At 44.5% G+C, this 22,316-nt stretch carries 19 protein-coding genes and 1 pseudogene; 16 read left to right on the top strand and 4 right to left on the bottom strand.

The genetic code is table 11. The features are described 5' to 3' along the window. Positions 1-2 precede the first annotated feature (2 nt). From gatA to H2R00_RS11370, 4 genes are all read left to right on the top strand, one after another. A complete protein-coding gene (gatA, locus tag H2R00_RS11385; protein WP_023855604.1) occupies positions 3-1,460 on the top strand; it encodes an Asp-tRNA(Asn)/Glu-tRNA(Gln) amidotransferase subunit GatA in 1,458 nt (485 codons plus the stop codon). Positions 1,461-1,473: 13 nt separating this feature from the next. Next, positions 1,474-2,904 (top strand): Asp-tRNA(Asn)/Glu-tRNA(Gln) amidotransferase subunit GatB, encoded by a 1,431-nt coding sequence (gatB, locus tag H2R00_RS11380; RefSeq protein WP_003179599.1) that lies wholly within the window; start codon positions 1,474-1,476, stop codon positions 2,902-2,904. A 171-nt stretch (positions 2,905-3,075) separates the two neighbouring features. After that, positions 3,076-3,378, top strand: coding sequence for a DUF2089 family protein (locus H2R00_RS11375; protein ID WP_182069094.1), 303 nt, complete (start codon positions 3,076-3,078; stop codon positions 3,376-3,378). Then, positions 3,375-3,656: a hypothetical protein gene (locus H2R00_RS11370; protein ID WP_182069092.1), complete on the top strand. Its 282-nt coding sequence runs from the start codon at positions 3,375-3,377 to the stop codon at positions 3,654-3,656. The genes H2R00_RS11375 and H2R00_RS11370 overlap by 4 nt, the downstream gene beginning before the upstream one ends. A 72-nt stretch (positions 3,657-3,728) precedes the next feature. Here H2R00_RS11370 and H2R00_RS11365 read toward each other — a convergent pair whose 3' ends face one another. Then, on the bottom strand, positions 3,729-4,811 hold the full coding sequence (locus tag H2R00_RS11365; RefSeq protein ID WP_182069090.1) for a mannan endo-1,4-beta-mannosidase: 1,083 nt from the start codon (positions 4,809-4,811) through the stop codon (positions 3,729-3,731). Between the two features lie 124 nt (positions 4,812-4,935). After that, positions 4,936-5,784, bottom strand: a complete 849-nt coding sequence (locus H2R00_RS11360) for a TetR/AcrR family transcriptional regulator (protein ID WP_154999020.1) — start codon at positions 5,782-5,784, stop codon at positions 4,936-4,938. 146 nt (positions 5,785-5,930) lie between these two features. Here H2R00_RS11360 and H2R00_RS11355 point away from each other — a divergent pair, with 146 nt between their 5' ends. Further along, entirely contained in the window at positions 5,931-9,089 is a 3,159-nt protein-coding gene (locus H2R00_RS11355) for an efflux RND transporter permease subunit (RefSeq protein ID WP_182069088.1), read from the top strand. A gap of 147 nt (positions 9,090-9,236) precedes the next feature. Beyond that, positions 9,237-9,437 carry a hypothetical protein gene (locus H2R00_RS11350; protein ID WP_182069086.1) on the top strand — a complete coding sequence of 67 codons (201 nt, stop codon included), beginning with the start codon at positions 9,237-9,239 and terminating at the stop codon, positions 9,435-9,437. Between the two features lie 97 nt (positions 9,438-9,534). On the opposite strand, the gene H2R00_RS11345 is transcribed toward H2R00_RS11350, so the two are convergent. Then, positions 9,535-10,077: a GNAT family N-acetyltransferase gene (locus H2R00_RS11345; RefSeq protein WP_182069084.1), complete on the bottom strand. Its 543-nt coding sequence runs from the start codon at positions 10,075-10,077 to the stop codon at positions 9,535-9,537. A 13-nt stretch (positions 10,078-10,090) separates the two neighbouring features. Next, positions 10,091-11,044 carry a nucleoside hydrolase gene (locus H2R00_RS11340; protein WP_182069082.1) on the bottom strand — a complete coding sequence of 318 codons (954 nt, stop codon included), beginning with the start codon at positions 11,042-11,044 and terminating at the stop codon, positions 10,091-10,093. A gap of 198 nt (positions 11,045-11,242) precedes the next feature. Here H2R00_RS11340 and H2R00_RS11335 point away from each other — a divergent pair, with 198 nt between their 5' ends. The 10 genes and pseudogenes from H2R00_RS11335 (at position 11,243) to H2R00_RS11295 (ending at position 22,132) form a co-directional block, all read left to right on the top strand. Further along, a complete protein-coding gene (locus tag H2R00_RS11335) occupies positions 11,243-12,157 on the top strand; it encodes a diacylglycerol kinase (RefSeq protein ID WP_142782115.1) in 915 nt (304 codons plus the stop codon). A gap of 48 nt (positions 12,158-12,205) precedes the next feature. After that, a complete protein-coding gene (rlmD, locus tag H2R00_RS11330) occupies positions 12,206-13,588 on the top strand; it encodes a 23S rRNA (uracil(1939)-C(5))-methyltransferase RlmD (protein WP_182069080.1) in 1,383 nt (460 codons plus the stop codon). Between the two features lie 145 nt (positions 13,589-13,733). Continuing rightward, on the top strand, positions 13,734-14,852 hold the full coding sequence (locus tag H2R00_RS11325) for an MrcB family domain-containing protein (RefSeq protein WP_182069078.1): 1,119 nt from the start codon (positions 13,734-13,736) through the stop codon (positions 14,850-14,852). A gap of 306 nt (positions 14,853-15,158) precedes the next feature. Continuing rightward, positions 15,159-15,260 (top strand): annotated as a pseudogene (locus H2R00_RS21530) (hypothetical protein); the annotation flags it as partial. 254 nt (positions 15,261-15,514) lie between these two features. Continuing rightward, positions 15,515-17,380 (top strand): beta-glucoside-specific PTS transporter subunit IIABC, encoded by a 1,866-nt coding sequence (locus H2R00_RS11320; RefSeq protein ID WP_071583914.1) that lies wholly within the window; start codon positions 15,515-15,517, stop codon positions 17,378-17,380. Positions 17,381-17,385: 5 nt separating this feature from the next. Further along, positions 17,386-18,852 carry a glycoside hydrolase family 1 protein gene (locus tag H2R00_RS11315; protein WP_276561374.1) on the top strand — a complete coding sequence of 489 codons (1,467 nt, stop codon included), beginning with the start codon at positions 17,386-17,388 and terminating at the stop codon, positions 18,850-18,852. A gap of 29 nt (positions 18,853-18,881) precedes the next feature. Next, a complete protein-coding gene (locus tag H2R00_RS11310) occupies positions 18,882-19,730 on the top strand; it encodes a PRD domain-containing protein (RefSeq protein ID WP_154999004.1) in 849 nt (282 codons plus the stop codon). A 248-nt stretch (positions 19,731-19,978) separates the two neighbouring features. Beyond that, positions 19,979-21,091 carry a Rap family tetratricopeptide repeat protein gene (locus tag H2R00_RS11305; RefSeq protein ID WP_003179651.1) on the top strand — a complete coding sequence of 371 codons (1,113 nt, stop codon included), beginning with the start codon at positions 19,979-19,981 and terminating at the stop codon, positions 21,089-21,091. Further along, positions 21,088-21,210: a PhrK family phosphatase-inhibitory pheromone gene (locus tag H2R00_RS11300; protein ID WP_011197633.1), complete on the top strand. Its 123-nt coding sequence runs from the start codon at positions 21,088-21,090 to the stop codon at positions 21,208-21,210. Before H2R00_RS11305 ends, H2R00_RS11300 begins: the two co-directional genes overlap by 4 nt. Before the next feature lie 160 nt (positions 21,211-21,370). Continuing rightward, the gene (locus tag H2R00_RS11295; protein ID WP_425321885.1) at positions 21,371-22,132 is read left to right on the top strand and encodes a class I SAM-dependent methyltransferase; all 762 of its coding nucleotides are present in this window, start codon (positions 21,371-21,373) and stop codon (positions 22,130-22,132) included. Positions 22,133-22,316 lie beyond the last annotated feature (184 nt).

Raw genomic sequence — 22,316 nt, 5'->3', positions numbered from 1 at the left:
ACATGTCACTGTTTGACCATAAAATATCTGAATTAAAACGTCTCATACATAATAAAGAGATCAGCATATCAGATTTAGTCGATGAATCTTACAAACGGATTCACGAAGTTGACGGAAAGGTACAAGCCTTTTTGCAGCTTGATGAAGAAAAAGCCCGCGCATACGCCAAAGAATTGGACGAAGCGCTTGATACCCGTGATGAGCACGGCCTTCTTTTCGGGATGCCGATCGGCATTAAAGACAATATCGTAACAAAGGATCTGCGGACAACGTGCGCAAGCAAAATTCTCGAGAACTTTGATCCGATTTATGACGCAACCGTTGTTGAGCGTCTTCATGAAGCTGAAGCGGTTACCATCGGAAAGCTGAATATGGATGAATTCGCGATGGGCTCTTCCACAGAGAACTCAGGCTTTAAAAAGACAAAAAACCCGTGGAACCTCGAAACCGTTCCGGGTGGATCAAGCGGAGGCTCAGCGGCTGCGGTTGCGGCCGGAGAAGTGCCGTTTTCACTTGGATCTGACACGGGCGGATCGATTCGCCAGCCGGCATCCTTCTGCGGCGTCGTCGGCTTAAAACCTACATACGGACGCGTTTCCAGATACGGCCTTGTCGCATTTGCTTCTTCTTTGGATCAAATCGGCCCGATCACAAGATCTGTCGAAGACAACGCCTACCTTCTGCAGGCGATTTCAGGCGTCGATAAAATGGATTCGACGAGCGCCAATGTGGACGTTCCCGACTATTTGTCAGCGTTAACCGGCGACATTAAAGGACTTAAAATCGCCGTGCCGAAAGAATATCTCGGCGAAGGAGTGGGAGAAGAAGCGAGAAATTCCGTGCTTGAAGCGCTGAAAGTGCTCGAAAGCCTTGGCGCGACATGGGAAGAGGTATCGCTTCCGCACAGCAAATACGCGCTGGCGACTTACTACCTGCTTTCTTCATCTGAAGCATCAGCAAACCTGGCGCGCTTCGACGGCATCCGCTATGGCTACCGCACGGACAATGCCGACAACCTGATCGACCTGTACAAACAGACGCGTTCCGAAGGATTCGGAAACGAAGTCAAACGCCGCATCATGCTCGGTACGTTCGCGCTCAGCTCGGGCTACTATGATGCATACTATAAAAAAGCGCAAAAAGTCAGAACACTGATCAAAAAGGACTTTGAAGACGTATTTGCAAACTATGACGTCATCATCGGACCGACTACGCCGACGCCGGCATTTAAAATCGGCGAAAAAACGAGTGATCCGCTGACCATGTACGCCAATGACATCCTGACGATTCCTGTCAACCTTGCGGGCGTCCCGGGAATCAGCGTACCGTGCGGATTGGCGAACGGCTTGCCGCTCGGCTTGCAAATCATTGGCAAACACTTTGATGAGAGCACAGTATACCGCGTCGCCCACGCATTCGAACAGGCGACAGACCATCATAAAGCAAAACCTGAACTGTAAGGGGTGAAAAAACATGAACTTTGAAACGGTAATCGGACTTGAAGTCCACGTGGAGCTCAAAACAAAATCGAAAATTTTCTCCAGTTCTCCAACGCCATTCGGCGCAGCGGCCAACACGCAGACAAGCGTTATCGACTTAGGCTATCCGGGTGTACTGCCTGTGTTGAACAAAGAAGCCGTCAATTTTGCGATGAAAGCCGCAATGGCACTCAACTGTGAAATTGCGACAGAAACGAAATTCGACCGGAAAAACTATTTCTACCCCGACAACCCGAAAGCTTATCAAATTTCACAATTTGATAAACCGATCGGTGAAAACGGCTGGATCGAAATCGAAGTCGGCGGAAAAACGAAGCGGATCGGCATTACCCGCCTTCATTTGGAAGAGGATGCAGGAAAACTGACGCATACAGGCGACGGCTACTCCCTTGTCGACTATAACCGCCAGGGAACTCCGCTCGTTGAAATCGTCTCCGAGCCCGATATCAGAACGCCTGAAGAAGCTTATGCCTACCTTGAAAAACTGAAATCAATCATTCAGTATACAGGCGTTTCCGACTGTAAGATGGAAGAGGGCTCGCTCCGCTGCGACGCTAACATCTCGCTCCGTCCAATCGGACAAGAGGAGTTCGGTACAAAGACAGAGCTGAAAAACCTGAACTCATTCGCCTTTGTTCAAAAAGGCCTTGAGCACGAAGAAAAACGCCAGGCGCAAGTTCTTTTGTCAGGCGGTGTCATTCAACAGGAGACGCGCCGTTATGATGAAGCGTCCAAAACGACGATTTTGATGAGGGTCAAAGAGGGATCTGACGACTACCGCTACTTCCCTGAGCCTGATCTTGTCGAGCTTTACATTGACGATGAGTGGAAACAGCGCGTGAAAGACAGCATTCCTGAGCTTCCGGACGAGCGCCGCAAGCGCTACATCGAAGAGCTTGGCCTGCCTGCCTATGACGCGAAAGTGCTGACTTTGACAAAAGAAATGTCCGACTTCTTCGAAGCGGCCGTCGAAAAAGGCGCAGACGCGAAGCTGGCATCGAACTGGCTGATGGGTGAAGTGTCGGCTTACTTGAACGCCCAGCAAAAAGAGCTTGCCGATGTCGAACTCACACCTGAAGGCCTTGCCGGATTGGTCAAGCTGATCGAAAAAGGAACGATTTCATCGAAAATCGCGAAAAAGGTCTTCAAAGAATTGATTGAAAAAGGCGGAGACGCAGAAAAAATCGTCAAAGAAAAAGGCCTTGTGCAAATCTCTGACGAAGCGACGCTCAGAAAGCTTGTCACAGAAGCGCTCGACAACAATCCGCAATCGATTGAAGACTTCAAAAACGGAAAAGACCGTGCAATCGGCTTCCTTGTCGGCCAAATCATGAAAGCTTCAAAAGGACAAGCAAACCCGCCGATGGTCAACAAGCTTCTTCTTGAAGAAATCAATAAACGATAAAACTACTTAAATGGAGGTCCTCATGTTGAGGACCTTTTTTATTTGTATGAATATGCAAATGATAAAAAACTTCTTCTTCAATAAAGTTAAAATTTATTTGAATTTTATTTAATAATATATTATTATTTAATTAAATTTTATTTTTAAATTTGTTAATAAGAGGGGCTGTCTATGGAAAGAAAAGATGTACCCGAGTGGATCTTAGCTTTAGAAGAAGAGGATGTAGAATTTGTTAAAAACTTTATGCTGAAATCTGGTTCTTTAAAAGAAATTGCAAAGAGTTATCAAGTATCTTATCCAACAGTTAGGGTTAGATTGGATCGATTAATTCAAAAAATTAAACTAATTGATGAGTTAGAAAATGAGACTTTTGTTAACTTTATTAAACAGTTAGCTATCGATGATCAGATCAGTCTGGAAAATGCAAAGCTCATTATTGAGAAATACAAAAAAGAGCGGGGTGTTCATAAATGAATCCTATTTATATACTACTCATTGGCTTTACAATACTAGGGATTCAATATTTTTTATCGACCAGAAATCGTAACTTTTGGGGGGGGATACTACCAACAGCTTATATCGTTTTTCTCGTAGCATTATCCATTTATGAAGGAAAATCTTTCGCATCATTCTTTCTTCCTCTTATCGGCGGACTAGCTTTATTGCTGGGAGAATGGATTAAAGGCAGAGAAGCTTTGAAAAAAAAGCGGGAAAGAGAAATGAGAATAATGAAAGCCATGGATATTAAATAACAGGATCAGCCTCAAAAGGACGAACAAGCTGATTCAAAAAAACCTTGGAGAATAACTCTCCAAGGTTTTTTATTATTCCACGACAGGCGTCAAAGAATCACCGTCCCATATCTCTCCCTTATTCAGCGTCCATGGATGAAGATAGAGGGTGTCCGCTCCCTTATTCACAGCTGGGCTCCACTCATCGTTCCACGCCAGGAAGAACGTCGTTTTCGGGTATTTTTCTTTGATTGCATGGATAAATCGCGCGTAATCTAGCCCGCCGTTTGTCTTCTGCGGTCCGACCTCTGTAAAGGCAAACGGCTTGTTCAGCGATGTGAGCTCTTCGTATCCATCAATGGCGTACGGGTCATCAAAATAAGCGTCTAGCCCGACAATGTCCACATATGATGCGCCCGGATAAAAGTCTGTTTTAAAGTCTCTGTTGGCGTCTGGCGCATACACCCACAACAGATGATCTAAGCCCCTTGTCTTTGTCATATAGTCATAGATTTTCACATAGAGCTGTTTGTACAAGGAGATTCTCTCGCTGTCTTTTTGATTATATTGCGTCAGCCCCCACCAGAACCATTCGCCGTTCATTTCGTGAAGGGGTCTGAATAGAACGGGCACACCTTCATTTTCAAGCTCCTGGAGGCCATCCGCGATTTTGCTCAGCATCGCTTCAAGCCGTTTTCCTTCGGGCGTGGAAGAATCTAAAATTCTCTCATACTGGCTGTTTGAAATCTGAGTTTTATAATGTCCCGAAGTAAACGCGGGGTTTGCGAGGTGCAGGCTGATTTGCGGAATGCCTCCGCTTTTCCAATATGCGATCAAATCATGGTTGCAACTGTAGTCAATCGTATCGGCGATCTCCTCTGGCTCCAGCCATCCTCTTGCATAATCGCAGCCGTAAATGGCTGGCAGCTGTCCTGTTGCCTGTTTGATCCGGTCGGCTTCAGCCATTGAAAATGTGTCGAGGCTGTATCCTCCGAATGCCCCGGACATCACCCGGCTTTCCGTCCGATTGGGCAGGTGGGCGAGCCAGTTCATCACCGCTTTCGTCGTCAGCTGGGCATTTGGATTCACCGGAGAAACGGTGTGTGCGTAGCTCGGCTGCGAAACGGCAAAAGCGAGGAGCAGCGCGAAGATGGAACAAACGATGTTTTTTTTCACTAAGGTAAAACCTCCTGAAACATATAGATTGTCTTAAGCGATCTTATTATACATGCTGCTTCCAAAATATACATGATCAGATTGTCGGATTGTAAGGGAAGAAAAAAGCAGCCGCAGGGCTGCTTTACGAATGAAGGAAACGGGTGATCATTCCATATAGATGCTGGACATTGTCCTGATGCTCCAAGTTTGTCAGCATACCTTGAAGCACGGGTGTGCGGGGCGAATCTTTTCTCAGCTCTTCCTCGATCACATCCAGTGTAATGAGAATGTCTTCCGCCAGGGCCGGCTGACGTTTGGCATCTTCAAGCTCCCGTAAAATCGTATGTTTATCGGCCGTATTGCCGGCGTTCCGATAATAGCTGTACGTCCGGCCGGCCAGGATCGGCTGCTCCCCGTTTTGAACCATGCCATCAATCATGTCATCGATTCTTCTCATAATAAAATCTGCAAGTTCGTAAAAATCGATGTCCAGTTCATTAAAGATAAACAAATTTTGATAAGACTGCACGATGCCTTGAACGATCACGGACAAGTCTGACAGATAAGGCTTCACAATGTCACCGTAGGCGGCTGACAGCGCATTTTGATACGTCTCGTGGAATTTTTGGCTGACATTTTTAAAATATTCTTCGATCTTGCTGTTTTCCGGTATGCTGTGTTCGCTGATCATCACGAGAATAAAGTCGCGGTGCTCTTTGCTCTCGCTGAATTGATAAGCAATCTGCTCCTTGAACGTTTCCTTTGGAGGGAAATTCTTTTGCTGGATGATCTTCATATTTTCCATCGTTCGATCGATATAATACTTAATGATCGCAAGCAAAAGCGCTTCTTTCGACTTGAAATGCAGGTAGAAAGCTCCTTTTGAGATATTGCATTCATTGGCGATGTCCTGAATCGTTGTGGAAGCAAAACCGTTTTTCGCGAACAGGTGCAGGCCTGCTTTAATGATTTTTTCTTCTTTTTCTGTCATGAATGTACCCCTTTAACACTTCTTTAAAATTGAATAAATTTTAACATATATAAGTTGACGCTGTTTACTTTTGAAGTTTATTATTGTATAGAATGACCAGTCAGTCAATCTGTATTCTGAAAATGATATACACAATGGAGGTCGTAATGAATTCTATCATTAATTTTGTACTAAAGAACAAGTTCGCTGTGTGGCTGATGACGATTATTGTTACGGTTGCCGGCATTTATGCGGGTTTAAATATGAAGCAGGAATCAATTCCTGATGTGAACATGCCTTATTTGACCATCAGCACGACATACCCCGGAGCCACTCCGAGCCAGGTAGCTGATGAAGTCACAAAGCCGGTTGAACAAGCCGTGCAAAACCTGGACGGCGTCAGCATTGTAACGTCCACTTCGTATGAAAACGCATCATCGGTGATGATTGAATACGAGTATGAGAAGGATATGGACAAAGCGAAGACGGAAGCCGCTGAAGCATTGGCGAATCTCGATCTGCCGGACAATGCAAAAGAGCCGAGCATTTCACGCTACAGCATGAATTCTTTCCCGATCCTCGCGCTCAGCGTGTCCAGTGATAAAGACGATCTTCAAAGCTTGACGAAAAAAGTGGAAGACAGCCTCCTGACGAAGCTTGAAGGCCTTGAAGGCGTAGCTTCCGTTCAGCTTTCCGGACAGCAGGTTGAAGAAGTCGAATTTTCATTTAAAAAAGACAAATTGAAGCAATACGGGCTTGACGAGGATACAGTCAAGCAAGTGATTCAAGGTTCTGATGTGACGACTCCGCTTGGGTTGTACACATTCGGCAAAGAAGAAAAATCGGTCGTCGTCAGTGGCGATATCGAAACAATTAAAGACTTGAAAAATATGAGAATTCCAGCGGCGTCTGCCGGAGGCGCAAGCGCTCAAGCCGGAGCGCAAAGTGCGCAAGCGGCCCAGGGGGCGCAGGCTCAAGCCGGAGCACAGAGCGCCGCGCAGGCTCAGCAGAGCACGGGAATCCCGACGGTTAAGCTGTCTGACATCGCAACGATTAAAGATGTCAAAAAAGCCGAATCCATTTCACGAACCAATGGTAAAGACAGCATCGGCATCAGCGTCATTAAAGCCAACGACGCCAATACCGTCGAGGTAGCCGACAACGTAAAAGCTGAACTCGAACAATTCAAAAAAGACCACAAAGGCTTTAAATACAGCTCGACATACGATCAAGCCGAACCGATCACCGAGTCGGTCGAGACGATGCTGAGCAAAGCGATTTTCGGAGCGATCTTTGCGGTTGTGATCATTCTCTTATTCCTAAGGGATATCAAGTCAACGTTAATCTCGGTCATTTCGATTCCATTGTCATTGTTAATCGCACTGCTCGTCCTGAATCAGCTTGATATCACGCTGAATATCATGACGCTCGGCGCCATGACGGTCGCCATCGGACGGGTTGTCGACGACTCGATCGTCGTTATCGAAAACATTTACCGCCGCATGAGGCTGAAAGATGAGCCGCTGCGCGGAAAAGCGCTCGTGCGCGAAGCAACGAAAGAAATGTTCATGCCGATCATGTCATCAACGATCGTGACGATCGCGGTATTCCTGCCGCTCGCACTCGTCGGCGGTCAAATCGGCGAATTGTTCCTGCCGTTTGCCTTAACGATTGTATTCGCGCTTGCTGCATCCCTCTTGATCGCGATCACGCTCGTGCCGATGCTTGCGCACACCCTCTTCAAAAAATCGTTGACAGGTGCGCCGGTGAAGGCGAAAGAACACAAGCCTGGGGTACTGGCCAACTTCTACAAAAAAGTGTTGAATTGGTCGCTCAGCCATAAATGGATCACATCGATCATCGCGGTTCTGATGCTGGTCGGAAGCTTGTTCCTCGTGCCGCTGATCGGAGCGAGCTACTTGCCTTCTACAAAAGAAAAAATGGTGCAGATCACATACACTCCTGAACCGGGAGAAACGAAAAAAGAAGCGGAAAAGGAAGCGCAAAAAGCTGAAAAAATCCTATTGGACCGCAAACACGTCGATACGGTTCAGTATACGTTAGGAGCGGGAAATCCGCTGATGGGCGGAAGCTCAAACGGCGCGTTGTTCTATATCAAATATGAGGAAGACACGCCTGATTTTGATAAAGAAAAGGACAATGTTCTAAAAGACATTCAGAAGCAATCCAAACGCGGAGAATGGAAAACTCAGGATTTCAGCTCTTCAGGCAATAACAATGAGTTAACGTATTATGTGTACGGAGATTCAGAAAAAGAGATTAAAGGCACTGTAAAAGAGATCGAAAAGATTATGAAAGACCAAAAAGACCTGAAAAACGTAAGCTCAGGCCTGTCCAGCACATATGACGAATTTACTTTTGTCGCTGATCAGGAGAAGCTGAGTAAACTTGGGTTAACGGCATCACAGATTTCTCAGGCGCTCATGAAAGAAACATCGCAGGCGCCGCTTACAACCGTGAAAAAAGACGGAAAAGATCTTGATGTCACGATTAAAACAGAAGAAGAAACATATAAAAGCGTCAAAGATTTAGAAGACAAAAAGATCACAACTCCGACCGGCCAGGAAGTGAAAATCGGCGATGTCGCGAAAGTGAAGGAAGGCACGACATCTGACACGATTTCAAAACGCGACGGCAAAATCTATGCCGATGTCACGGCGGAAGTCACATCAGACAACGTCACGGCCGTATCAGTCGACGTACAGAAAAACATCGACAAGATCGACCTGCCTGACAACGTCACAATCGATACCGGCGGCGTATCCGCTGATATCGAAGATTCCTTTACAAAACTCGGACTCGCAATGCTTGCGGCGGTTGCGATCGTCTACCTCGTGCTTGTGATTACATTCGGCGGAGCACTGGCGCCATTTGCGATCCTGTTCTCGCTGCCGTTTACCATCATCGGCGCCTTGGTGGGACTTTACGTATCAGGAGAAACAATCAGCTTGAACGCAATGATCGGAATGCTGATGCTGATCGGTATCGTCGTCACAAACGCGATCGTCTTAATCGACCGAGTCATCCATAAGGAAGCGGAAGGGCTCTCAACGAGAGAAGCACTCCTTGAAGCCGGCTCTACAAGGCTCCGTCCGATCCTGATGACGGCCATCGCCACAATCGGCGCCCTGATTCCATTGGCGCTCGGATTTGAAGGCGGCAGCCAGGTCATTTCAAAAGGGCTCGGCGTCACCGTTATCGGCGGTCTGATCAGTTCAACGCTCCTTACCCTTCTTATCGTACCGATCGTATACGAAGTACTGGCGAAATTCCGCCGGAAAAAACCGGGTATGGAAGAAGAGTAAGATGGTATAACATCAACCCCTTGGAATGGACACAGGAAATGATCCATTCTAAGGGGTTTTTTCTTTGAAGAGACGATCGTCGGTGTTTAACAAAAATATCCTGTGTTATGCTTTGTTAGAAAAGGCAACTTGATGAGGAGGCATTGAATGGAATCGAAAGGAAACAGCGAACCAAGCCCCAAAATCGTAAAGCGGCTCACCTGGATCATACCGATCGTGTTGATCGGAGTCATTTTTCTCTTAAAAAATATGAGAAATCCTGTGACTGATGTTTTATTTTATATTGTATGTGCAGGTGTCATCATCTTAGTGATTTTCAGCATCATAAAAGAGACAAAAAGCAGATGAAGCAAGTTTTGAACTTGTCGATAAAGGTTGAAATGATCTTCATCGACAAGCTTTTTTAATGCTGGTGATTTCTTTACCGATCCCGGCGAAGAAGTGGTTAATCATTCGGATTGATCACAGCCAGCAACTGATGATCTTCCCATTTTCCGTTAATCTTGACGTTTTTCCGGGCGATGCCTTCTTTGTGAAAACCCGCCTTCTCCAGCACCCGGATCGAGGCAATATTATGGGGCATGACGCCAGCTTCGATGCGATGGAGCTTGAGATCGTTAAAGGCGAACTCAACCATCAGCTTGACGGCTTCGGTCGTGTAGCCTTTGCCATTGTGCTTCTGATCCAAAAAATAGCCGATGAAGGCGCTTTGCAAGGAACCGCGCAGCACCTGGAAAAGGTTGATCGTTCCGATCAGCGCATCGTTTGCAGGATCAAAGATGCCAAAATAATAATCTTCATCATTCTGCATATTTTCATATAATCTTTGAAGCCTCTTCTTTTGTCCTTCGATTGTATAAAACTCCTCGTTCCGCTCCATTGAAAACTGTTCAAAAAACGGGCGGTTTGCGTTCTGCAATTCGAGGCATGCCTCGGCGTCTTCAGCCGTGAGCGGCCTGATATAAATGTTTGTCCCTTTTTTGATCATGGAAAGTCTCCTTTTATAAAGATGGAATACGGTCGGCTCTTTTCATCAACTCTTCAAAATACGCAAAAAATTGATCCCTGTCGACTTGATCAACGACTTTGACCATTCTGCCGTCAGGATGCTCTTCTGTCGTTCCTTGGCGCGGGCTTTCCGTATGGACAACCGCCTTGACAGTGCGCGATCGTGTCATATCAACTGCGCCGAGTGTCAACGTCGTCAGCACATCCCAAAGGTAGTATGTCGAATTCGTTTCGTTATGGACAAGCGGCGGACACATCGCATAGCATTGGCCGATAAAGTCGATCCCGATATGTTTTCTGAGGCTCGCCCAATGGGAGCGGATTTCGTTTGTCAAAGGCACCTGGTTCGTGCTTTCAAGCGCGACCATTTCGATCTGAATGTCGCTCTCGAATACCGTCTTCACGCTGTAAGGGTCCCAAAAAGCGTTCCATTCCGCCGTCCCGTCGTGCTCAGGCTCTTCTACATTTCCTTTCTCAAGGAAGGTGCCACCCATCCAGACAAGTTTTGCAATGTGTTTTATGATCGCCGGCTCTTCCTCAAGCGCCCTCGCCAAGTCTGTCAGCGGGCCGGTGAACAGCAGTGTTACCGGTTCGGGGCTCTGCCTCACGCATTCAATTAGATGAAGGTGAGCGGGCAGGTCTGACACCGGAGTCCGGACTTCGCCTTTTTCATTTAAAATCGGCAGAGCGTCGACATAAAAGGCGTGCATGCGCCACTCCTTCGGGAACGGGTGCACCCCTCTCGAATCGGATGCCGCAGTCTCGACCTGGTACGAACCGAAGCGGTCAATGATTTTTCGACTGGCACTGAGAGCAGGCTCCAAATAGCAATCCGCCGGTATGACGGATGTTCCGATCAATTTGACATCTTCCATCTGCAATAGCAGAAATAAAGAGACGAGATCATCGACGCCTCCGTCATGGTTAAAATAAACGGGCTTTTTCACAGCAACATCTCCTTTTTCTTAATATTAATTATTTTACATCAATTAGATCCTAAAGTCTTTTTTACCATTAATTAGGATATTTTATCTAAAATTAAACAAATGATGATACCCATTTTGTTGCGATTTTTTCAACAACTAGTATAATTAAAGGTTGTTGGTAAAGAAATGATACGGATACTCTAATAGGATGATGAAAACATGAAACGTGCACGAATCATATACAATCCGACTTCCGGACGAGAAATCTTCAAAAAAAACCTTGCCCAAGTTCTGCAGAAATTCGAGCAGGCAGGCTATGAAACGTCATGCCATGCGACAACAGGGGAAGGAGATGCCGTACAGGCCGCCAGACACGCCGCTGAGCGGGAATTTGACTTAATTGTTGCGGCCGGAGGAGACGGCACATTAAATGAAGTCATCAACGGACTGGCGCCGTTGGAACACCGCCCCAAGCTCGGAGTCATTCCGGTCGGAACGACGAATGACTTTGCGAGAGCGCTCGGCATTCCGCGCGAGGATATTTTAAAGGCGGTTGACACAATACTAGAGGGAGAGGCCCGTCCGATTGACATCGGCCGCGTCAACGGCCAATATTTCATCAATATCGCCGGCGGCGGACGCCTTACAGAACTGACATATGACGTACCAAGCAAATTGAAGACGATGCTCGGCCATCTTGCCTATTATTTGAAAGGAATGGAAATGCTCCTTCCTTCACTGCGGCCGACCGAGGTCGAAATCGAATACGACGGCAAGCTGTTTGAAGGAGAAGTAATGCTGTTTCTCGTCATGCTGACGAACTCCGTCGGCGGCTTTGAGAAGCTCGCCCCCGACTCAAGCTTGAATGACGGCATGTTTGACCTCGTCATTTTAAAGCGGACAAACCTCGCCGAATTCATCAGACTTGTCGGACTTGCCCTCCGCGGCGAACATATCAATGACGAGCATGTCATCTACACGAAAGCAAACCGCGTCAAAGTGACGGTCAAAGACAAAATGCTCCTCAACCTTGACGGCGAATACGGCGGCGAACTGCCGGGCGAATTCGAGAACCTCTACCGTCATATCGATGTCGTCATGTCAAAAGAAAAAGCGAGAAAATTGGATGAATGAACTTGGTCTAAAGAGCTGGCCAAGTTTTTCTTATAGCAGGTGAAAAAGATGAAACAAAAAGCCCCCGTTCAAAAAAATGAATATTACAATGTCGTATTTGAAGATTTAACACACGAAGGAGCCGGCGTCGCCAAAGTCGACGGCTTCCCGATTTTCGTGCCGAACGCGCTGCCTGACGAAAAGGCGCAGATCAAAGTGACTCGGGTCAAAAAAGGCTTCGCCTTCGGCCGCCTCATCGACTTGAAAGAAGAAAGCCGCTACCGAACGGACGCGCCGTGCCCGATCTACAAACAGTGCGGCGGCTGCCAGCTTCAGCACATCAACTACGAAGGCCAGCTTCTTTACAAGCAGAAGCAAGTCAAAGACGTGCTTGAGCGAATCGGCAAGCTTGATTTAAGCCGAATCACCGTCCACCCGACACTCGGCATGGAAGACCCGTGGAACTACCGAAACAAAGCGCAGGTCCCTGTCGGCGAAAGAGAAGGCGGTCTGATCGCAGGCTTCTACCAGCAGCGCAGCCATGAGATCATCGACATGAACGAATGCCTGATCCAGCAATCGGAAAACGACCGCGTCGTTCAAGCGATTAAAGAAATTTGCGGCAAATACGGCATCAAAGCGTACAACGAAGAACGCCACAAAGGCTGGCTCAGACACATCATGGTCAGATACGGCGCCGTCACAGGCGAAATGATGGTCGTCTTCATCACAAGAACAAACGACTTCCCGCACAAAGCGAAAATCGTTGAGGAAATCACCGCGGCATTCCCGCACGTCAAATCGATCGTCCAAAACATCAACCCGAAAAAAACAAACGTCATCTTCGGCGACGAAACAACCGTCATCTGGGGAGAAGAATACATTTACGACACCATCGGCGGCATCAAATTCGCCATTTCCGCGAGATCGTTCTACCAAGTCAACCCCGAGCAAACGAAAGTGCTCTACGACAAAGCACTTGAATACGCCGAACTAAACGGCGAAGAAACCGTCATCGACGCCTACTGCGGCATCGGCACGATCTCGCTGTTTCTGGCGAAGCAGGCGAAAAAAGTGTACGGTGTTGAGATTGTGCCGGAAGCGATTGAGGATGCGAAACGGAATGCTGAGTTGAACGGTATTGAGAACGCTGAATTTGCCGTCGGTGAAGCGGAAACTGTGATTCCTAGGTGGTATGAGGAAGGTATCAAGGCTGACACGCTTGTCGTCGACCCGCCGCGCAAAGGCTGCGATGAGGCTTTGCTGCGGACGATTATCGAGATGAAGCCGAAGCGTGTAGTGTATGTGTCTTGTAACCCGGGGACTTTGGCGCGCGATTTGCGGGTGCTTGAGGATGGCGGGTATTCGACGCTTGAGGTGCAGCCTGTTGATATGTTTCCGCATACGAGCCATGTAGAGTGTGTGGCTGTTCTTGTCAAAAAAGATAAATAAAGTTTAAAAATATAAGCCTCTCCAACCCAGGAGAGGCTTATAATGTTTATATGAATGTTCCATTTCCTGCATAAAGTCCTACTTAATAAAGAGGTGTATCAAAATAGACCATAAAATCTCGAATCAACTAACGATTAGTGAACAAATGAAATGCGTTTTATCAACATATCAACAAGCAAAAAATGAGGAGTTTAAAGGACACCCTTTGTCACAGCTTATTTGTCATGAAATAAAGGATACTCTTTTTAAAGTTGTTGACTTAGATCCTAATATATATCATGTAGCAGGTTCTGTTGGAAAAGGCCGTTGGGCTGAGATTCCTTGGGTTTCAATTTTTATAAAGAACTTAACGACTTCGGCGACAAGGGGCTACTATATTGTTTACTTATTTAGTGCAGATGGAGGTGGTGTTTATGTTAGTTTGAATCAAGGATGGACCTACTTTAAAGAAAAGTATGGAACAAAAATAGGTAGGGCCAAAATCCAAAAAACAGCTTCAATTATTAGAGAAAAACTAAATACCATCCCTCAAAATATGAACCTTTCAAATATTGATTTAAAGGGTAAAGGTGATCTTGCGAGAGGATATGAGTTAGGACATGTATGTAGTCGTTTTTATGATGTAAGCAACAATTTTCCGAGTTCAGAAGAAATCATAAGCGATTTACAAGCTTTATTAGTTACATACAAAGAAATAGAAGGCCTTATCGGAAATCGATCGATAGAACAGTTTAATGATTTTATTCTGTTGCAGGAAGACGGCCAATTTTTAGAAGACCGGAATAACGAAGAGGAATATCAGTTAGCAGCCCAAACATTCATCATATCCGAGAATACAAATGTGGGTTATGAAGTCAATCAAAAGAGAGAACGTCCGCAACCAATCATTAATCAAGGTGGTCAAAGGCAATGGACAAGAAATGCAAGTCTTGCCTCAAAATCTATGATGCTTTCAAACTATACTTGTGAAATTGACCATTCCCATCAAACCTTTATCTCTAAATCTACCAACAAGCCTTATGTTGAATGCCATCATCTTGTCCCTATCGCTAAGCAAGAGGAGTTCAAATATGACTTAGATCAACTGGCAAACTTGGTAAGCCTCTGTCCACACTGTCATCGTCTTATTCATTATGGTCAAGATGATGAGAAAGAAAAACTGTTGAAAAAATTGTATGATCAGCGGAAAGATCACTTGAAAAAGGTAGGAATTGAAATTACCTTTTCAGAACTTAAACGAATATATGAAATGTCGAATATTTAGATTCAAATTACGGGCCTTGGACAAGCGCTACCAAGGCTTTTTGATGTTTAACATAATAGACAAAAGGTTATTGCAAAAATTTACATATGTGATGAGATCATTTTAATAATAGATAACAATCTTAAAGGGAAAGAGGAGTTCGGCATGAGCAAGTTCGGTTCAGAAGTGGTTGCAGGGGTGTTAAACGAATTCCATTTGGCAATTAAAAAGCATAAATATTGAACAGGCGAAGTCAATGTTTTTCGAGATGGAAGAGAATTAAAATGTGCTCGTCTACTTCTCGCTGCTTGAGAAACGGTGTCAGTTGATACTTTGCTGTGGACGATTATTGAGATAAAGCCGACGCGTGCAGTTTATGTGTCTTGTAACCCTGGAATCTTGGCGCGCAATTTGAGGATGCATGAAGATGTTTATCATCGCTATTATGAAACAACTGTAGGCCATTCGACCAGGAAAATTCCTTCTTTCCAAAAAAACAAAATAAATGTTGACGCTTTCATAAAACCGATATATACTTTAATCAAATCCAATATTGATAAATTAGACATGTGACTGGTCATGCAGGCAGGATCTAAAACCGATAAATTTTTTAATTTGTCGGTTTGGGTCCTTTTTTTATTGCCTAAATATAGGTCTCATGTTTCAGAAAAGGGGGAGAAACAGTGAATTACACACAAACAGCAAGAGACGTATTGCAGCATGTCGGCGGTAAAGAGAATATTGCCCATTTGGAGCATTGTTCGACACGACTCCGTTTTACATTGATTGATCAAAACAAGGCGGATGTACCTGCGCTTGAGAAAACACCAGGTGTCATCGCTGTCCGTATGTCGGGCCAATGCCAGGTCGTGATTGGAAACGATGTCATCGAAGTCTATGAGGAATTGACCGGCCTTCTCGGCGGAGCACTTTCTGGACAAAATGGGTCTTCCCATCAGCCGAAGGAAAAGCGAAAAGTGGGGACTGTACTATTAGACTTCATTGTCGGTGTTTTTCAACCGCTTGTTCCAGCCATTGCGGGTGGAGGGATTTTAAAATCGTTTCTCCTCCTCTTCTCGTTATTCGGATTAATTGATGCCAAAGGGCAAACGTATCAGATTTTAAATATGGTTGGCGATGCGCCGCTTTACTTCCTGCCATTGCTAGTCGCCGTGACGACAGCCAATAAACTGAAAGTGAATCCGCTTGTTGCATTATCGGCAGTCGGCGCTCTTATTCTGCCAAACATGACGGCGATGCTGACAGAAGGCGCTCAATTATTTTCATTCGATGTGAAAAATATTGCGTATGCCTATCAGGTGTTTCCGGCGATTTTATCTGTCCTGTTGTATGCACAGGTGGAAAAATGGTTTACTCGTATTTCGCCAAAACCCATTCGTATCTTCTTCGTACCGATGATGTCTTTGGTTATTACAGTTCCGATCACTCTCCTGTTGCTGGGACCAATCGGTTTTACAGCAGGGCAAGGCTTCACAGCGATCATCCTTGCTATGTTTGACAAAGTGGGCTGGGTTGCGGTTGCGTTCCTGGCAGCAGTCCTTCCATTTATGGTCGCATCAGGGATGCACAAAGCGATGGTGCCATACGCTGTAACGACAATGGGCAATCTCGGAAAAGAGGCACTTTACTTGCCTGCATCACTTGCACATAATATCGCTGAAAGTGGGGCGTGTTTCGCAGTTGCCCTTCGCACAAAAGATAAAGTGCTTCGTTCAACTGCCATTTCTGCAGGGATTTCAGCATTTTTTGGCATTACCGAACCGGCATTATACGGGGTGACACTGCAAAATAAACGTGTGCTTGGCAGTGTCATGATCGGTTCTTTCACCGGAGGCATCTTCGTTGGACTTGTCGGACTTCAAGCGTTTGTTCTTGTTGGACCTGGTCTTGCAAGTATGTCGATGTTCATATCTGACGAGCTTCCGCGCAACTTCATGTTCGCAGTGATTGGTTTTGCCATCTCATTTGTTGTTGCGTTTGTTGCTGCCTTTATTTTAGGAAAGGATCGAAAGACAGAAGAAACAGAAAAAGAAGCAGAGCCAGGTGTTTTCGCTGAAAAACTTGGCGCAGATGAGACGTTCAAAAGTCCAGTCATCGGTCAAATGATTTCACTGTCTGATGTAGAAGATGACATATTCTCTTCAAAGGTAATGGGAGAAGGAATTGCCATTATTCCTTCAAAGGGTGAACTATATGCACCGATAGATGGCGAGATTTCTCTTCTCTTTGAAACAAACCATGCACTCGGTATGAAAACAGCAAACGGAGTTGAGGTTCTTTTCCACATTGGAATCGACACCGTTCAGCTAGAGGGCAAGTTCTTTAAACCATTGGTAAAAGTGGGGGATCAAGTCAAAGCGGGTGATCTGCTCATTCAATTTGAACTGGAGAAAATTAAAGAAGCAGGTTATGATCCAGTTACACTAGCAGTTATTACGAATACGGATCAATATGATATAAAAGTCACGCAATTAAAAGAGGTCAATCGTCAAGATACGTTGATGGTTGTTACACAATTAGGAGGGTAATCATGATGACAAAAACAAAAGGATTTCCGAAAGACTTTTTATGGGGCGGGGCGATTGCCGCAAACCAAGCAGAAGGAGCCTGGAATGTTGATGGAAAAGGACCGTCTGTTGCTGATATTGCCATGTACCGTTCAAATTTGAGTGTGGAAGATTATGAAGGACACCTTGCTGTTTCTTCTGAAAACATTGATCGTGCAATGAAAGACCCGGACGTAAAAAAATATCCGAAGCGCAGAGGGATTGACTTTTATCATCACTATAAAGAAGATTTGGCTCTCTTTGCAGAAATGGGCTTTAAAACATTGCGTATATCGATTGCATGGAGCCGAATTTTCCCGACAGGGGAAGAAGCTGAGCCGAACGAGAAAGGTCTTCAGTTTTATGACCGTCTGTTTCAAGAAATGAAAAAACATAACATTGAACCGATCGTGACTCTGTCACATTATGAAATGCCATTAGCACTTAGTGTGAAATACAACGGATGGGTTGAAAGAAAAGTGATCGACCTCTTTGTGAAGTTCGCAAATGTGTGTTTTGAACGCTATAAAGATGTCGTAAAATACTGGCTTACCTTTAATGAAATTGACAGTATACATCGCCATTCCTTCATTACAGCGGGAATTATTCCTGATCGCTGTCCTGAAGGGAAAATAGAGGAAACGGTTTATCAAGCATTGCACCATCAATTTGTGGCATCCGCTCTTGTGACGGCAGATTGTCATCGCATCATTCCCGGAAGTCAGGTGGGATGTATGCTAACAAAACTCACGACATACCCGCACACTTGTCATCCGAATGATGTAGAACGCGCACTGAAGCAAAACCTTGATAACTATTTCTATGCAGATGTTCAAGTGTTTGGCGAATATCCGCCATTGATCAAACGCATGCTGGAACGAAAAAATATCAATATTAAGATGGAAGCGGACGATCTTGCCATTTTGAAAGAACATACGGTAGACTTCGTTTCGTTTAGCTACTATATGTCCCTGACAGAATCTGCACAGGAGGGGCTGGAAAAAACAGATGGCAATACGATTCGCGGTGTGAAAAATCCATATTTGCCGTCAACAGATTGGGGTTGGCAAATCGATCCGGTCGGCTTAAAGATTTCGCTCATTGAATTGTATGATCGCTATCAAAAACCTCTCATTATTGTGGAGAACGGTATGGGTGCGAAAGATGTTGTCGAAAGCGATGGATCGATCCATGATGACTATCGTATTAGCTATTTCAGAGAGCATTTCCGTCAGATGAAAGAAGCCATTGAAGAAGGTGTTGATCTCTTTGGATATACCAGCTGGGGACCCATTGACATTATTAGTGCGGGAACATCTCAAATGTCCAAACGATATGGATTTATCCATGTTGATCAAGATGACGATGGCAACGGGACATTGAAGCGCTCACGTAAAGATTCATTCTACTGGTATAAGAAAGTGATTGAGACAAACGGAGAAGTATTAGACTAAAAAACCGCATTCATGAAAAGGTGATGGCGATGTTTAAAATAAAAAAAGTTTTAAACTCGAGTGTGGTACTGGCTGTAGACCAGAACCGACAGGAGATGGTTTTATGCGGCAGGGGCATCGGTTACGGACGAAAACCTGGGAATATGATTGAAGAAAAACAGGCTGATCAAGTCTTTATGCCAGTAGACAATATGAAGGCAAAGGAATTTCTCCAACTGTTGGATTCAATTCCGCAAGAATTTATTGAATTGACCCAGCAAATTGTTCAGCATGCAGAAGAAAGATTAAAAACAAAGCTAAATTCCGGTGTATACTTCACATTAATGGATCACTTGAATTTTGCAGTAGAGCGTTATAAAAAGAACATCAATATTACGAATCGCGTCTACTGGGAAATTAAAAACTACTATACGGAAGAGTTTGAGGCAGGGAATTATGCGCTTCAGCTCATCAATGAAACATTTGGGATCCAATTGCCGAAAGAGGAAGCGGCAAATATTGCGTTCCACTTAATCAATGCATTAGGTGAAGAGACAGAGTCAAAAGATGGAATGAAATATGCAAAAATGATCGGGAGCATTGTCAACCTTGTCCGTTACACATTAAACATGAAATTAGATCAAGAAAATATCCACTACAGCCGATTTATCACACACGTTAAATTTTTCGTTGAAAGATTTTACGCTGATAAATTGCTGGCAAATCAGGAGAATGAATTATTTGAGCAAATTGCTAATTTATATCCGCAAGCAATGGATGTAGCTTTCAAAATTAAGGATTATATCAAGCAGGTGCACGGAAACGTCATTCCGAATGATGAACTGACATACTTGGCAGTCCATATTCATCGATTGATTTCTTATCAGCAATTAAAATAAATGAAGAACCACTTGCCTTTGTGGAAGGCGAGTGGTTTCTTGTTTTTGAAAAAGAAGGAGCGTTTTTTGTTTATAGGCAAGATGAGTTGTTGATCACTACCAACAGTTGAAATTGACAACAAAAGGCTTTTTCAATTGTTGACAAAAACAGATTACTAATTGACAAAAGGTCATTACAAAAATTTACACGTGTGATAAGATCATGTTAAAGATAGAGAACAATCTTAAAAAGAAAGAGGGGGTTCGGCATGAGCAAGGTCGCTTCAGAGGTGGTTGCGGGGGTGTTGAACGAATTCCATTTGGCCATTAAAAAGCACGATACTGAGCAGGCAAAGCATCTTTTTGATGAGGCGAAGTCGATGTTTTCCGAGATGGAAGAGGATCAGAATGTGCTGGCTTATTTTTCGCTTCTTGAGGAGCGGTACCGGATGATGCTTTATGATGCGAGGGGAGAGCGGCTGCCGCGGGAGTCTTATTTTAATGATTCGCAGATCGAGTGCATCGAGCAGACGGATCATATGATTGATTACTATTTCTACTTTTTTGAGGCGATGCATGAAGCGTACAACAAGAATGTTGAGCGGGCGATCAGTCTGTACAAGGTTGCCGAGAAAAAACTGGCGAAGGTGCCCGATCAGATTGAAGCGGCCGAGTTTTATTTTAAAGTGTCCTGGCTGTATATGTCTCTTCGGCAAAATGCGGTTTCTCTCAATTATGCGAGAGATGCGATGAATATTTACAAAATGCATGACGGGTACGAAAAAAAGCTGGCGATTTCCCAAGTTGTGATGGGGACAAATTACATGCAGATGCAGCGCTTTAAAGATGCGGAGAAGTATTTCGAAGAATCGATTGAAATTTCCAAAAAAATCGACGATTCGTTTTTAGAAGCGATGCTTCATCACAATATCAGCATTCTGTATTCCAATTCCGGCCGGTCTCAGGAATGCATTCTCGCCGTCCAGCATGCTTTGAGCAACGCCGAATGGTGCAAGTCAAGCTACTATATCAACTCGCTTTACATGCTGACCAGAGAGTTTTTCAAAATCGGCGAAACAGAAGCGGCCCTGTTCTATCATAAAAAAGGACAGGAGGAATTAAAGAAAAACGGGAATAAGCATTATGAAAAGAAAATAAATATTATTTATGAGCTGTATTGCCATGAAAACGTAAAAAGCATCAAAGACGACATCCATTCCTTGGACGAGATGAATGATTTAGACGGTGTCTGCGACCTTTCTTTGCTCATCTCAAGCTATTTTGAGAAAAAAGGAGATGACAAGAAAGCGCTGGAATTTGTTAAAATATTCATGAAAGCCGAAAACAAAATGAGATCATTAGGGAGTGAGGTATTGTCATGAAAAAATTAATTCTTTGCTTGTCGTTAACTGCTATGGTCTTAGGCGGAGCTGCTTTATCCCAAAGCCACAATCAGGCGTCAGGCGGCGTTCAAACAGCGGAGCTGCCGGTTGGGGGTTAATGTTCGCTGAAGTCCTTTTACAGGGCTTCTTTTTTAAAGCCATGAAACGGGGTGCGATTAAAGTGAATCTGCAAGAGCATGAAATATAAAAACCTTCCATATACGCGAGAGGCCCTCCAATCGTTTAAAACATTTTTAGACATAAAAATTGGAGGGAAATATCATGAATGACAAAACATTTTTATCATTTTTAAAACACGCAGATAAGCCTTTCAGCGGCTGGGATTTTTCTTTCATTGAAGACACAGGACGAATGAAAAGCGACCTGCTTTCTTGGTCATACGGAAGCATGGCTCTGTCTCTTATTCAAGATTCCAAATCCATGCTTGATATGGGGACAGGCGGCGGCGAGTTTTTATCCAAATTGGGGCCGTTTCCTTCGTCAGTATACGCTACTGAATGTTATTTGCCTAATGTGCCAGTCGCCAAGGAACGATTGACGCCTTTAGGGGTTCAGGTCGTTCAAATTGATGATGATGAAGATCTTCCATTTGAATCCGACCAATTCGACCTGATCATCAATAAACACGAATCATATTCAGTACAAGAGGTGAGGAGAATCCTTTCAAAAGGAGGACGGTTTCTCACTCAGCAAGTCGGCGGGCTTGATTGCGAAGAAATAAATGAAAAACTTGGTGTGCCGCTAAATGAAGAATTTAAGGATTGGGACTTGGAAACAGCGTTAAAAGAGATGGAAAAGCATGATTTTAAGATTTTAAAAAGCAGAGAAGAGTGTCCGACTCAAAGGTTTTATGATATTGGGGCTCTGGTCTATTATTTGAAAGCCATTCCCTGGCAGGTGCCCGGTTTTGAAGTGAATCAATACAAGGATGAATTGTACGCGATTCATAAAACGATTGAAGAAAAAGGTTATTTTGACGTCACACAGTACCGGTTTATGATTTTAGTGGAAGCAGTTTAGAGTTTGATCAAAGATTGTCCCTAAGAAGGGTGTCTCATATTATATGGTGACATCCTTTTTTATTTTCCTATATTTTCGTAAAGCCAGTTATTTATCCATATATCAGGAGGAAAAGCGATGTCATCTCAAACTGTAACCAATTATTTTCTTGATAGTGTGGCTGCGACTATTATGCGCTGATTGT

Origin of the sequence: Bacillus haynesii, from assembly GCF_014042035.1 — a bacterium.
GTDB lineage: Bacteria > Bacillota > Bacilli > Bacillales > Bacillaceae > Bacillus > Bacillus haynesii.
The sequence above is the reverse complement of the archived record's forward strand: the minus strand, read 5'-3'. Positions and strand labels throughout refer to the sequence as shown.

Excerpts from the sequence above, each read along its gene's own strand:
- H2R00_RS11305 (WP_003179651.1), top strand. The coding sequence starts at position 19,979 with ATGAGCAAGGTCGCTTCAGAGGTGGTTGCGGGGGTGTTGAACGAATTC.
- H2R00_RS11335 (WP_142782115.1), top strand. The coding sequence starts at position 11,243 with ATGAAACGTGCACGAATCATATACAATCCGACTTCCGGACGAGAAATC.
- H2R00_RS11355 (WP_182069088.1), top strand. The coding sequence starts at position 5,931 with ATGAATTCTATCATTAATTTTGTACTAAAGAACAAGTTCGCTGTGTGG.
- H2R00_RS11345 (WP_182069084.1), bottom strand. The coding sequence starts at position 10,077 with ATGATCAAAAAAGGGACAAACATTTATATCAGGCCGCTCACGGCTGAA.
- H2R00_RS11350 (WP_182069086.1), top strand. The coding sequence starts at position 9,237 with ATGGAATCGAAAGGAAACAGCGAACCAAGCCCCAAAATCGTAAAGCGG.
- H2R00_RS11375 (WP_182069094.1), top strand. The coding sequence starts at position 3,076 with ATGGAAAGAAAAGATGTACCCGAGTGGATCTTAGCTTTAGAAGAAGAG.
- rlmD (WP_182069080.1), top strand. The coding sequence starts at position 12,206 with ATGAAACAAAAAGCCCCCGTTCAAAAAAATGAATATTACAATGTCGTA.
- H2R00_RS11370 (WP_182069092.1), top strand. The coding sequence starts at position 3,375 with ATGAATCCTATTTATATACTACTCATTGGCTTTACAATACTAGGGATT.
- H2R00_RS11315 (WP_276561374.1), top strand. The coding sequence starts at position 17,386 with ATGACAAAAACAAAAGGATTTCCGAAAGACTTTTTATGGGGCGGGGCG.
- gatA (WP_023855604.1), top strand. The coding sequence starts at position 3 with ATGTCACTGTTTGACCATAAAATATCTGAATTAAAACGTCTCATACAT.
- H2R00_RS11310 (WP_154999004.1), top strand. The coding sequence starts at position 18,882 with ATGTTTAAAATAAAAAAAGTTTTAAACTCGAGTGTGGTACTGGCTGTA.
- H2R00_RS11325 (WP_182069078.1), top strand. The coding sequence starts at position 13,734 with ATGAAATGCGTTTTATCAACATATCAACAAGCAAAAAATGAGGAGTTT.
- H2R00_RS11360 (WP_154999020.1), bottom strand. The coding sequence starts at position 5,784 with ATGACAGAAAAAGAAGAAAAAATCATTAAAGCAGGCCTGCACCTGTTC.
- gatB (WP_003179599.1), top strand. The coding sequence starts at position 1,474 with ATGAACTTTGAAACGGTAATCGGACTTGAAGTCCACGTGGAGCTCAAA.
- H2R00_RS11300 (WP_011197633.1), top strand. The coding sequence starts at position 21,088 with ATGAAAAAATTAATTCTTTGCTTGTCGTTAACTGCTATGGTCTTAGGC.